Source organism: Pedobacter sp. 10L46_2, assembly GCF_056395165.1.
Genome location: NZ_JBFTIZ010000223.1, coordinates 1 through 12,854, shown reverse-complemented (window position 1 = coordinate 12,854; position 12,854 = coordinate 1). Strand labels below are relative to the sequence as shown.

Annotated in this window: 15 protein-coding genes; 8 read left to right on the top strand and 7 right to left on the bottom strand. The window is 37.6% G+C overall.

What is annotated here, in order from left to right:
- From AC1DDX_RS19775 to AC1DDX_RS19760, 4 genes are all read left to right on the top strand, one after another.
- The coding region (locus AC1DDX_RS19775; RefSeq protein WP_477622454.1) for an NAD-dependent succinate-semialdehyde dehydrogenase at positions 1–1,176 on the top strand (1,176 nt) is incomplete at its 5' end.
- A gap of 97 nt (positions 1,177–1,273) precedes the next feature.
- Positions 1,274–1,768 (top strand): SRPBCC family protein, encoded by a 495-nt coding sequence (locus AC1DDX_RS19770; protein WP_172662770.1) that lies wholly within the window; start codon positions 1,274–1,276, stop codon positions 1,766–1,768.
- A 17-nt stretch (positions 1,769–1,785) separates the two neighbouring features.
- Positions 1,786–2,190 carry a GNAT family N-acetyltransferase gene (locus AC1DDX_RS19765; RefSeq protein ID WP_477622453.1) on the top strand — a complete coding sequence of 135 codons (405 nt, stop codon included), beginning with the start codon at positions 1,786–1,788 and terminating at the stop codon, positions 2,188–2,190.
- A 31-nt stretch (positions 2,191–2,221) separates the two neighbouring features.
- Complete coding sequence (locus AC1DDX_RS19760; RefSeq protein ID WP_337716102.1) at positions 2,222–2,704, top strand: MarR family winged helix-turn-helix transcriptional regulator; 483 nt, start codon at positions 2,222–2,224, stop codon at positions 2,702–2,704.
- 3 nt (positions 2,705–2,707) lie between these two features.
- Here the strand turns inward: AC1DDX_RS19760 and lspA are convergent, their stop codons facing one another.
- Positions 2,708–3,211, bottom strand: a complete 504-nt coding sequence (gene lspA / locus AC1DDX_RS19755) for a signal peptidase II (protein ID WP_477622452.1) — start codon at positions 3,209–3,211, stop codon at positions 2,708–2,710.
- A 186-nt stretch (positions 3,212–3,397) separates the two neighbouring features.
- Between lspA and AC1DDX_RS19750 the strand changes: the two genes are divergently transcribed.
- On the top strand, positions 3,398–6,538 hold the full coding sequence (locus tag AC1DDX_RS19750; RefSeq protein WP_337716098.1) for a glycoside hydrolase family 31 protein: 3,141 nt from the start codon (positions 3,398–3,400) through the stop codon (positions 6,536–6,538).
- A gap of 65 nt (positions 6,539–6,603) precedes the next feature.
- On the opposite strand, the gene AC1DDX_RS19745 is transcribed toward AC1DDX_RS19750, so the two are convergent.
- Positions 6,604–6,960 carry a LiaF transmembrane domain-containing protein gene (locus tag AC1DDX_RS19745; RefSeq protein WP_172662766.1) on the bottom strand — a complete coding sequence of 119 codons (357 nt, stop codon included), beginning with the start codon at positions 6,958–6,960 and terminating at the stop codon, positions 6,604–6,606.
- Positions 6,961–7,067: 107 nt separating this feature from the next.
- A complete protein-coding gene (locus AC1DDX_RS19740; protein WP_337716096.1) occupies positions 7,068–8,657 on the bottom strand; it encodes a M1 family metallopeptidase in 1,590 nt (529 codons plus the stop codon).
- 165 nt (positions 8,658–8,822) lie between these two features.
- On the opposite strand from AC1DDX_RS19740, the gene AC1DDX_RS19735 reads away from it, so the two are divergent.
- From AC1DDX_RS19735 to AC1DDX_RS19725, 3 genes are all read left to right on the top strand, one after another.
- Entirely contained in the window at positions 8,823–9,350 is a 528-nt protein-coding gene (locus tag AC1DDX_RS19735) for a superoxide dismutase family protein (protein ID WP_172662764.1), read from the top strand.
- A 152-nt stretch (positions 9,351–9,502) separates the two neighbouring features.
- Positions 9,503–10,138, top strand: coding sequence for a hypothetical protein (locus AC1DDX_RS19730; RefSeq protein WP_172662763.1), 636 nt, complete (start codon positions 9,503–9,505; stop codon positions 10,136–10,138).
- A 13-nt stretch (positions 10,139–10,151) separates the two neighbouring features.
- Positions 10,152–10,391 (top strand): hypothetical protein, encoded by a 240-nt coding sequence (locus AC1DDX_RS19725; RefSeq protein WP_152542262.1) that lies wholly within the window; start codon positions 10,152–10,154, stop codon positions 10,389–10,391.
- Between the two features lie 5 nt (positions 10,392–10,396).
- On the opposite strand, the gene AC1DDX_RS19720 is transcribed toward AC1DDX_RS19725, so the two are convergent.
- The 4 genes from AC1DDX_RS19720 to AC1DDX_RS19705 all read right to left on the bottom strand — a co-directional run.
- Positions 10,397–10,921, bottom strand: a complete 525-nt coding sequence (locus tag AC1DDX_RS19720; protein ID WP_172662762.1) for an RNA polymerase sigma factor — start codon at positions 10,919–10,921, stop codon at positions 10,397–10,399.
- 127 nt (positions 10,922–11,048) lie between these two features.
- A complete protein-coding gene (locus AC1DDX_RS19715; protein ID WP_048905677.1) occupies positions 11,049–11,237 on the bottom strand; it encodes a hypothetical protein in 189 nt (62 codons plus the stop codon).
- 68 nt (positions 11,238–11,305) lie between these two features.
- Positions 11,306–12,364 carry a UDP-glucose--hexose-1-phosphate uridylyltransferase gene (locus AC1DDX_RS19710; RefSeq protein WP_337716094.1) on the bottom strand — a complete coding sequence of 353 codons (1,059 nt, stop codon included), beginning with the start codon at positions 12,362–12,364 and terminating at the stop codon, positions 11,306–11,308.
- Between the two features lie 22 nt (positions 12,365–12,386).
- On the bottom strand, positions 12,387–12,854 hold a 468-nt coding region (locus AC1DDX_RS19705), incomplete at its 5' end, for a GH36 C-terminal domain-containing protein (RefSeq protein WP_477622451.1).

The window sequence follows — 12,854 nt, the reverse complement described above, 5'->3', positions numbered from 1 at the left end:
GCTTTAATGGCCATCGAAATGGGAAAACCGATTAAAGATGGTATAGCCGAAATTGAGAAATGTGCATCTGTTTGCGACTATTATGCAGATAATGGTGAAACTTTTTTGAAAGATGAACTAATTAAAACTGAGGCTGTTAAAAGTTATGTAAGTTTCAGGCCTTTGGGAATCGTATTGGCAATAATGCCATGGAACTTTCCGTATTGGCAATTATTCAGGTTCCTGGCTCCTGCCTTAATGGCTGGTAATTGTGGCGTGTTAAAACATGCATCTAATGTTAGTGGTTGTGCGTTAAGTATTGAACAGATAATTAAAGATGCCGGATTTCCCGCAAATGTTTTTCAGGTACTGCTAATTAATAGCAGGGTTGTTAAGCAAGTAATAGCCCATCGCCATATCAAGGCTGTTACTTTAACAGGAAGTACAGAAGCAGGTATGCAGGTAGCTCAACAGGCTGCACAGCAACTAAAGAAAAGCGTGCTGGAGCTTGGGGGAAGCGACCCGTACCTTATCCTAGCCGATGCAGATCTTGAACTGGCAGCAGATGTTTGTGCTCAAAGCAGACTCATAAATAATGGCCAAAGCTGTATTGCTGCAAAAAGATTTATTGTAGTAAAGAAAGTTGAAAAGGAATTTGTTAGGCTGTTTAAAAATAAAATGGCAGCCAGAATAACAGGCGATCCTTTTGATGCTGATACCAACCTAGGGCCAATGTCTAGATTAGATCTTAGAGATGATTTGCATGAGCGAGTGAAAGAAAACATAAAAGCAGGCGCTAAGTGTATTCTTGGAGGACAAATCCCTGATTTTAAAGGGCGACATGCTTATTACACTCCTACAATTTTAACGGGGATAAAAAAAGGTATGCCTGCTTATGAAGAAGAAATTTTTGGACCCGTGGCTTTAGTTATTTCGGCAAAAGACACTGATGATGCCGTAAAAATTGCAAATGACACACCTTTTGGCTTAGGTGCAGCAGTATTTACAAAAGATGGATCACTTGGAGAACAGGTAGCAAAGACTCATTTAAATGCCGGCTCTTGTTTTGTGAATTCATTAGTTAAATCTGATCCACGATTACCTTTTGGAGGGATTAACCAATCTGGTTATGGTCGTGAACTGGGGTTATTTGGCATTAGAGAGTTTGTAAATATTAAAACAGTTTACATTAAATAAGCTGCACTTTGTCCTAAATACCACCTGTTTTTGGCTTTTATGGCAAGCCATATTTGATGTTACTAAGGTTAAATTTGAATTACCTTAAGCAATTACTATGAAAAACTTTGATTGGACCTCATTTACAATAAGAATTTTAGTGAGAGCAAGTCTAAGCGATATTTACAACGCTTGGACTAGAAGCTCTGAAATAGAAAAATGGTTTTTGAAAGAAGCCATCTTTACGAACACAGACGGGACTAAGATAGGTAAAGAGGAATCTATTCGGGAAGGTTATAACTACGAATGGCTCTGGTATCTATATGATGATAGGGCAACAGGTAAGATAACAGAAGCAAATGGTTCAGATTTTATCCAGTTTACTTTTGAAGGAGAATGTCTTGTTGATGTGAAGCTATCTGTTCAAAAAAACTATGTTTTAGTAGAGCTTACTCAAAAGAACATACCCACTGACGAAAATAGCATGCGGAATATTAGATTGGGATGCCATAATGGATGGTCATTTTACCTTGTTAATTTAAAATCCATTTATGAAGGAGGTATTGACCTGAGAGGTAAAGACCCGGACTTTAAGCCAATGCTGAATACCTAATCTTAACCGAATTTGGAGTGTCAATTACACTGGAAGGTCAACCAGATCTTTTAGATATAGAAACAAATTATCATAAAGATGGCGGCGGATTCTGGGGTGCCTTAAATAACGAAGAACTGGTAGGTACCATAGCTTTAATGAATGTTGGCCATAATACCGGTGTTATCAGAAAAATGTTTGTGAAAAAAGATTATAGGGGTAAGGAATTGAGCATTGCTCAGCACTTGCTTGAATCACTTATTGATTATTGCAGGCAGCACAACATTGCGGATATATATCTTGGAACAGTAGACATTCTTAAGGCTGCATGCAGGTTTTATGAACGAAATGGTTTTGTAAGGATAAAAATGGAGGAGCTTCCATCCTATTTCCCAAGAATGAAGGCCGACAATACGTTTTATCACTTAGATTTGAGAAATTAATGCTTTAATAAGCAATTTGAAATATCAGCACATGAATGTAATCAATGAATCAGGTATCCTGGCCATATCAACAAGACTGCAGCGCTTAAGTGAGCAGTTTCGTAAGGATGGGTTTCTTCTTTATAAAGCGCACCATATAGATTTTGAGCCCAAATGGTTTCCTGTTATTTATACACTGCATTTTAAGCCAGTGTTAAGTGTTGTTGAACTTGCAGCTGAAATTGGTTATACCCATCCCTCAACCATTAGCTTACTAAAAGAGTTGGAAAAAGAAAAGATCATACGATCCAAAAAAGATAAACAGGATGAACGGAAAAGACTCATTTTACTAACTGAAAAAGGTAAAAAACTGCTTGAACAAATGCAGCCTGTATGGGATATAATGGTTTTAGCCTTAACTGATGTAACAAATACTAGCAACAATATCATGAAAGCTATTGCTGAGGTTGAACAAAAACTAGAAGAGCAAAGCTTTTTGGAAAGGGCAAAAAAAATATCGCCACCTGTCAAATAGCTTTTAAGCTAATTCCGGGGTGGCTCTTTTAAAATACAAATGGGTTAGTATCATTAGCATACCTATCATGATAGAGACATCTGCAATATTAAACACACCTGTTTGAAAGATTCCAAAATCTATATGCAAAAAGTCAGTAACTGATCCGTATAATAGTCTATCGTATAAATTCCCAATACCACCGCCGATTACAAAGCTAACCCCAACAATTAATAATCTATCCAATTCGGTTTTGCTCAAAATATAATAGATGCCAAAACCCAATACAAACAATGGTAATAAAGAAAGCAGTACAAACTTAACAGGTACAGGTAGTGCCTCTCCTGAACTTAAAAAAGCACCTGAATTCTCAACCTTAGTTAAGGTAAAATTGTTACTAATGATCTTTATGTTCTCATTATAATCTACATGCTTTCGTACAATACTTTTAGTAACTTGATCGCAACCAATGTTAAACAATACAAGTGATAGAACTAACACCCTTCTAAGAATCTTTCCTGTTATCATTTTCATGTGTTAAATACCCGCTTAATATAGTTATATGTTGTGTATGATTAAAGGTAATTGATTTTTTTTACCAGAATGTTGACATATAAACTCCTTTAGTAACGTAAATATTTAGAACAAACGTTTGCGCAGGGATATAAAAATATTATTTAACAGATTAGCAAAACAAAATCACTTATTCTTTAAATGAGAAAGTTAATTCTATTTTCCATGATGGCTGTCTTTACCTCACAGTCATTTGCACAAAAAGCTGCACCAGATCCAAAAATATTTTGGTCAGAAAGTTTTAAAAGCGGCAAATTACCAGATGGCTGGTTAAATGTTGATAGCAGTAAAAAAGACCTGGCATGGCTAATTACCAATCAGCCATACCCTGGCTCCTATCAATATCAGCAGCAAGCACCTCCTATTGCTTCAAAAAGCCGTGGCTATCATTTACAGTTTCAGGCAGGCTATTTTGTTGATGAAGATCAACCATCATGGGTTAAAAAAAAACAGCATCCCGATACCTGGATGCAGACAGCAGCTATAAACTGCTCTGGCAAATCCTCAGTAATACTTCGTTTTCAGCATACCTTCCGGTATAATAGCGAATTTGCAGCAACTGGAGCTGGTCTTTATGTTGGTGTAAGTACTGATGGCGAGAAATGGACCGACTATAATGTAACTAATAATGTGCCTTCAGCAACGGATATGTTTACTCCTATTAATCAGGAGGTAAATATCACCAAGGTGGCTGCCAGGCAGCAAAAGGTATATCTCCGATTTTATTGGAAGGGTTATTATAGCTGGTATTGGATGGTGGATGATATTGAGTTAGCAGAAGCTTACAATAAAGACCTTGCTATAACGCGCTTAACGTCGCATAACGAGGAAGAAAATACCTTCACTAAAAACGATGTTTTAGCTGTTACAGTTAAAAATAGCGGTATCGAAAGCATTAGATCAAACTTTAAAGTTGTGGGCACTATTGACGGAAAAAAAGAAGTTTCTGCAGATGTTATAGCTAGTAAAAAGCCGATTTCAAGTGGTCAGGAGATCACTGTCAAATTTCCTGCTATTGATTTAACAGACAAGGCAACACACAATTTAAACTTTAGTTTAAAGTTTGACGCAGATGAGAAGCTTTCTAACAACACATTAAAAGCAAAGATAAATGCCAAAGAGACTAAAGTTGGAAACCTCACTGATTTTAAAGCCAATGGAAATGAGTTTAATGTTACGGCTGGGTTTTCGGCTTTTAAAGTAATATTCTATACTGATGATATTTTCAGAATCTGGATGGCGGCTGATGGAGAATTTACCAATCCTGCAGGTAATGATATTGTAGTTAGCTACGATGTTAAAAATCCTGCTGTTAATTCAACCGACAAGGGTAGTTATTACCAAATAAGAAGTAAAGATTGTGTTGTTCGTGTTTACAAACAGCCATTACGCTTTGCGATGTACGATGTAACGGATACTAAACCTATCTGGGAGGAATCTGAGTCAATGTCGTTTGGTGCAAGAACAAAACAAACGATGAAACGCCATAATGACGAATATTTTTATGGCGGAGGTATGCAAAACGGCTATTTTTCTCACAGAGATAAAGATATTCTGATTGAAAAAGGTGGAGGCTGGGATGATGGTGGAAGAGCTAATCCTGCCCCATTCTATATGTCTACCGCGGGTTATGGAGCGTTCAGAAATACATTTGATGCTGGTAAATACTCATTTAAGGAAACACTGAGCTTTACACATAATGAAAACCGTTTTGATTGTTTTTATTTCTTCGGCCCCTCATTAAAACAAATACTTAACGGTTATACTCAAATCACCGGACGCCCATTTTTAATGCCGCGTTGGGCTTTAAGCATGGGCGATGCAAACTGCTATAATCGTGGTGTTAAAGGTGACGACAGCAAAAACTACAAGGGAACAGGAACAACAGGCACCACACCTGATGTAATAAAATTGGTTGCCGATAAATATATAGAAAACAAAATGCCTCGCGGATGGATCTTGCCTAATGATGGTTACGGATGTGGTTATACCAAGCTGGATTCAACCATTGCAGAGTTAAAGAAAAGAGGCTTTTACACTGGACTTTGGACAGAAAACGGGGTAGAAAAAATTGCGAAGGAGGTTGGAGAATACGGATCCAGATTAGCAAAATTAGATGTTGCGTGGGTTGGTCCGGGTTATAAATATGCATTAGACGGCTGTAAGGCTGCTTATGAAGGTATAGAGAACAATAGTAATGCCCGTGGCTTTATTTGGAGTGTAATGGGCTGGGCTGGTACACAGCGCTATTCAACAGTATGGTCCGGAGATCAAAGTGGTAACTGGGAGTATATCCGTTTTCACATTCCGACTATTATTGGTTCCGGATTGTCTGCTCAAAATGCGGCAACGGGCGATGTGGATGGTATTTTTGGAGGCAGTGATTCTACTTATGTAAGAGATTTACAATGGAAATGCTTCACTCCTGTTTTAATGGTTATGAGTGGTTGGGCCAAAAAGAACAAGCAGCCTTATCTGCAGGGGGAAGTTAATTCTGCTACCAATAGGAAATACCTTCAATTAAAGATGCGCATGACTCCGTATATGTACACGCTTTGTGAAGAGGCCTATGAAACCGGTATCCCGGCATCAAGAGCTATGGTTCTTGAGTTTCCCGAGGATGAGGTTACTAAAGGTAAACAAACTCAATATCAGTTCATGAACGGTGAATCACTATTAGTGGCACCAGTTTATAAAAGTGAGTCCAAAAGAGACAGTATTTATCTGCCCAAAGGGACATGGTATGACTATTGGGATGGTAAGGCTTACACCGGCAACACCTGGGTGAACAATTATTCCGCGCCTTTAGAAAAACTGCCGCTATTTGTTAAACAAGGCGGAATTATACCAATGTATCCTCAAATGGATTACGATGGAGAGAAAAAAACTGACAGCTTAACGTTAGACATTTATCCGTTCCAAAAATCTAAATTTGATATGTATGAGGATGACGGACTAACCAGAGATCATAGAAAAGGTGCATTCGCAAAAACATTGATTGAAGTTGATGCCACTACTGGTATACAAATTACAATAAATGCTGCCAAAGGAGATTTTGAAGGTAAGAACAAGCAAAGAGTTTATTTGCTTGATGTACATAATCCAAAAGCACCTAAGAAAGTTAGTGTTAATGGCAAAAAGTTAAAAGCTTACAATAATTTGCAACAATTTGAGAAGGCCAGTACGGGGTATTTTTTCAATGCTAATGACAGATCTGGTACTGTTCATATCAAAACAAATTACTTAAGTACATCTGCTAATCAAACGATTGCGTTGAATTAATAGATTGTAGAAGCACAAAAAAGAGGCAACCGCGGCTGCCTCTTTTAAATATATGATAGATTTAATTATTTTCTGTTTCCGAAGTCACAAAACTGAACATCTTTCTTAGGTCTGAAAATCATATAAAGCCCTACACCTATTAAAACCAATGCAGTAGTATATTGTGAAATATCAAAGAATATCAGGTCCTTTAAAGTAAATACACCTCCAAGTATCACAAAAAATACCCACCCACCTGCTTTAAAGTTCTTCCTGTAGCCTATTAATAATCCAAAAGCCAAAAAGAATGTATGCCAGCTCAACACCCAGAATGGAATACTAAGGCCAATGTTTCTCAATAAGAAGATAGCGCCAATCACAAGTAAAAAAATACCCATTCCGAAATGGCGATTTGATCTGGTTTTGTTATCTAAAGTTTCCATAGCTTTTTTTTCTTCAAAACTACTTGCAAAAACAACGTTCATCAATGATAAGGGGGCTGTATTATAGAAAACTGTCGGTAAATAATCTTAAATGTCCGGTAAAACATCTATGGTTGTTCACTAAATGATCCCGGTTTATTAAGCAGTTCGAAATACTTATCCAGATTCGTGCCTAAAGACTCCTCGAACGAAGCCTTTAAATCTTCTGGTTGTGGATGTTTATTCTTCCATTTATCAAAATAATGCTTAAAGGCTATATCCATTTTATCTCTTCCAACAGAGTTTTCGAGGATATACAACCATAAAGCAGTTTTGATGTAAGATGTCATGCTGTAATCATCAGATGAAGTAAATTTATCTGAAGGTGTTTCAATAGCCGATTTCATTGGGATACTGGCCATTGCACCATAAGTACGATCTAGAAATTCCTTTTCAGGTAAAGCCTTAACATCTGCGGGAATAGCATCACCAAATATGGAGTTGGCTCTGTATTTTTCAGCCTCGTATCTGAATTGGAAATAAGTGTTTAGGCCCTCGTCCAACCATGTATGTTGTCTTTCATTACTACCAAGCATACTCATAAACCAATTGTGGCCAATCTCATGTGCAATAACACCGTCTAACGACTCCTTTTTAGCATCGGGACTCGTAATTAAAGTAATGGTAGGATATTCCATACCCCCGCTTGAGTTGTTTGCCGGCCCCTCTACTACCTGTACAACCGGATACTCATATTCGCCAACCCAATTACTATATTTCCTTACGGCATCTTTTGTATAATCAATACTGTTACTCCATAGTGTTTCCTTTTTATTGTGGTAGTAGTTAAAAGCATCAATTACTTTACCTGATGCAAGTTTAACAGTATCGTATTGTATTACGAAATCCTTATCAGCAAACCAGGCGAAGTCTGGAACACTGTCGATTTTATAGGTCAGCTTCTTGGTAGCGTTTTTGTTTATAGGTTTGTAAACTACTGGGGGGGCTGTTCTATTGGCAACGTTTTTGGCCCCAATACTTTTATACAATGCGAGTTCATCTGAATTCTGTAATACTCCTGTTGCGCCTACAACGTAGTCAGATGGTACAGTTATATTTACTTTAAACGTGGCATAGTCGCTGTAGAATTCACCCATATCAAGGTAAGGAAACTCGTGCCAGCCATTTTTATCAAACACGGCAGGCTTAGGATACCATTGGCAAACCATAAACTCGCCATCAGCAAAACCGGATCTGGAAAAATAAGAAGGTAATTTTACTTTAAAATCAATTGTAATTGTAACTGAATCACCAGGCTTTAAGGGCGACTTTAGTTTTAACTTAATTACATCGATATATTGAGGATTAGGATGGGCCTCGGTTTCCGCCGTTTTACCGTTTACTTTAAAATTCAGGCCTTCGATACTGCCATGCGTGTATTTATCTAACTTTTTAACACGGGAAGTGTCATTCTTTATCTGCTGAAACAACGCCGTAGATTCCTGTTTATAGGCATTTGGCCAAATATGAAACCAGATAAAGTCAAGCTCAGATGGGGAATTGTTTTTATATACTATAGTTTCAAAGCCTTTTAAAGACTTATCTTGATCATTAAGAGCAACATCTATATTATAATTCACATGCTGTTGCCAATATTTTTCCTGTGCAAATGCTGTGGATGTAAAGCATAACAATAAAATTATCAGGTATTTTCTCATCTGTATGTAATCTCCTTTTTACTTAAGTTTTTAAATATAATACTCTATTTTAATTTAGCAAGTACGCACACTCATATCAAAAGTTGCTCCAATTTATTCTATTCTGCCAACCAAACACAAATTCTATAAAACTTAAAGTGATGGCTTTCCAATATATATAAGGATATGAAAAATTATTTAACCATCGCCATTATAGCAATAGTGGCATTATTTACTTCTTGCTCTCCTACCGCAGAAGTTGAAGTAGCACAGGCAAAACTTGCAACAACAGCTGATGCCAAAGACATTGGATTGGCAAAATTCTATCAATTAAAAGACGGGAAGATGAGAATGGATTTGGAACTTAATTTTCCGGCAAGGGCCGACAGTACTGTAGCTGTTCATTTTCATGAGCATGGAGATTGTGGCGACATGGGAAATAATACGCATGGACACTGGAACCCTACAAACGAGGCACATGGTAAATGGGGATCTGCTGCATATCACTCTGGTGACATCGGGAATATTCAACTAGACAGCAAGGGTCACGGTTCAATTTCAGTTACTACTGACAGGTGGAGCATTGAAGAAAACGATATCAAAAACATCATTGACAGAGGGATAATAGTTCATGGAGGTACCGATGACTATACTACCCAACCTACAGGCAATTCCGGACCTAGAGTTGGATGTGGTGTAATTGTTAAACTTTAATTTTATTAAGGGATGAATTGAGCAGGAAGCAGTAAAAGGGCCTACTCATTCATCCTACTGATTGATACAAATTAAATCACCAAAATTTTACGCTAAAATGTTACAACCAAATGGGTTATGGATTGTTATAAGTGTATAAAAACTTATAAAACATGAAAAAATTATTGTTGCCCAGTGCAATAGGGATGGTTCTTCTATTTGCCATTTTGTTAAATGCTTGCAATAGTACGAAGATCATTTCATCCTGGGCTGATCCTCAGGGGACAATAGAAAAATCTAATAAAGTGCTGGTGATTGGATTAATGGGCGCGAAAGACAGAAGCCTTAAAGAAAATGTAGAGAACGTAACCGTACAGAATCTTAAGGCCCATGGCATTAATGCAGGCTCGGCACTGGCCGAGTATGGCCCAAAGGCTTTTGAGGGTCTAAGTGAATCTCAGGCGCTTAAGAAAATAAAAAACAAAGGGTATGATGGCACTTTTACAATTGCCTTATTAGATAAAACGAAAGAAAAGAATTACAACCCTGGTTCGGTAAGCATCTGGCCAAGAACCTATCGTTTCTGGGGCTACTATCATACGATGTATGCCAGGGTTTATGAACCCGGATATTATACGGTAACCAACAAGTTCATACTTGAAGCGAATTTCTATAGCTTGAATACCGATAAACTTATTTATTCCGTGCAGACTAAATCATCGGATCCTTCCAGTCCCCAGGCCCTTGCTACAGACTTCAATAAAAGATTATTCGATGATATGATTAGTAAAGGTGTAATTAAACAATAGGAGGATACAATGTATGAGAACATTTCCAGTTAGATTCAGGAAAGCGAGCATGGAACTGGATGTCCTTGTAACTTCATCCGATAACTGCCTGAGATTTAAAGTAGAATTGGTTACAGGCGAACCAGACCCTATTGTGCTCAGTCGGGCTAATGGAAAATGGACCATAGAGCACCCGGGATCAAGGTGTTTCCCTCCTGAAGGATATGAAGATCTGGAAAAGGCTATTGATAACTACTTAGAGAAGAATCCGTAAAAATATTAAGCTTTAGCTGCAAACTCATCTGTGTACATTTTAAGGTTCTTTTTTAAGATTCCCCTTGCCATATGTATCCTTGTTTTTACTGTTCCTATTGGTACGTGCAGCATTTCAGAGATTTCATGATATTTAAAGCCTTCAAAATACTTAATGAACGGGGTTAAATATTCAGGTTGAAGTTTCTTCATTGCATTATGAATGTCTTCAAGCATAAATTTATTTTCCCCTGAATTCCCGGTAGCACTATTCTGTAATTGCGACACAGGGATTTCTTCGTGCGTAGTAATGAATGATCTGGTCTTAACTCCCCTTCTATAGCTATTGATAAAAGTGTTTTTCATGATGGTATATAACCATCCACGAAAATTTGTGCCATCCCTGAATTTTCTGGAATAGCGCATTGCCTTCAACAAAGTATCCTGAACCAGATCATTGGCATCCTCATAGTCCTGGGTAAACTTAAAGGCAAAAGTTTCTAGAGCGCTTTGATTTAGACTAAGCTGGTGGTTGAAATCAGTAGTGTTCATGGCTAGGAGGTTTAGGGAGTGACTACTTTTTAATTCATTTTGATCAATATTTCAATGGTAATGATATCTGTCAAAATACGTACCAAAACATAGATAACGTTCTGATAGCCAACATTCAAGTTCTCTCCTACTCCTGATCCAGGTATTCCATTCCCAGAGGCGTTATTGAGGCTGAATGCTGTACGCTATGTCTATTGATTGTTATAAACCCCAACTCTTCAAGTTCTTCATACTGTTCTTCCATTCCACCCAGTATTGAAGAACTTACTTGTTGGTCAATAATCTCTAATAATGATTTGATTTCCTCTTTTTCCATGGCATTAATACTTTAATAGATTTCTTTAAACGTCTACTTAAAGTTAATAAAAACCATTTGTTTTTTAACTATGAAAGATTATTGCTTTTATAATGAATGTCAGACAGGTTTCTTAAGGTTTCTGCAGCTGCTTCCGGTGTAATATCACGCTGAGGATTGCCAAGCATTTCGTATCCTACCATAAACTTTTTAATTGTTGCAGAGCGTAAGAGTGGTGGATAAAAGTGCATATGCCAATGCCACTCTGCGTGATCACCGTCGTTTACAGGCATTTGGTGCATACCAGCCGAGTAAGGGAAAGAAACCTGGAAAAGATTATCGTATCTTACTGTTATATTTTTGAGGGCCGAGGCAAGATCTTTTTGCTCTTTATCGGTGAACTCCAATATACTTCTTACATGTCTTTTACTGATAATCATGGTTTCGTAAGGCCATACTGCCCAGAAAGGCACCAGTACTACAAAACTATCGTTTTCAAATACTATTCTCTTTTGCTCTTTAAGCTCTACTTTAAGATAGTCTGTCAGTAAACTTCTGCCGTTTACCTGGAAATATTTTTTTTGATTTATTGTTTCTTTATGGATCTCAAGGGGGATGCTGTTCTGTGCCCAGATCTGACCATGGGGATGTGGATTACTGCATCCCATTAACTCACCTTTATTCTCGAATATCTGAATGTGCTTAATTGAAGGGTTTTCACTTAAAGTTTTAAACTCTTCTGCCCATAACTGGATAATCCCTTTAATTGCATTCAGATCAAGTTCTGCAAGTGTAAGATCGTGACGTGGAGAAAAAGCAATAACTCTACAAATTCCCGACTGGCTTTCAGCTTTAAGTAAACCGTCAATAGCAATTTCTCCTACAGGAGTATCCGGCAATAACGCCGAATAATCGTTTGTAAAAGCAAAATTGGTAGTGTAATCCGGATTTCTACTTCCGTCTGCCCTTTCGTTACCGGCACACAGATAACAAGCAGGGTCGTGTTGAGGTCGGTTGTCGGCAGGCAGGGATTCTACCTTTCCCTGCCATGGACGTTTAGTTCTGTGTGGAGACACTAAAACCCACTCTCCGGTTAATATATTTTGCCGCGTGTGCGGGTGTTCATTCATATCAAAATTGGTATCCATCTTGTGTCTTATCTGTTTTATTCTATTTTACTTCTTCAATTTTTAATATTACACTCGCTCTTGATGAGTTCACATCCGGGTTAAATCCAACTTTCATCAGGAAATCTCCTGTGTAAGATTTGCCGCCTTTTATAGTTGAAGTAGTACCTGGATAAAGATTTATCTCTTCAATTTTGTATTTCTTGGCAGCATCTAATCCCTTTAATAGAATCGGCAGGCTACTGTTTACTCCATACCTGTAGTTTACAAGATAGTTAAAGATCACCCCGGAAGATTTGTTTTCGTCCATATACAGCATTGAAGCTACGCTAGATTCTTTTGGGTTAGATAAGCGGTATTGATTACCCTGCCAGATGATATGCTTTATTTCATTATAAGTTTTAATTGCATCCTGACAGTATTTAAGGTCATTCTCTTTTAAATGACTAACCACGATGTCAAATCCTAATTTACCCATCATGGCCACATCAGTACGGAACTTAATTGGTTG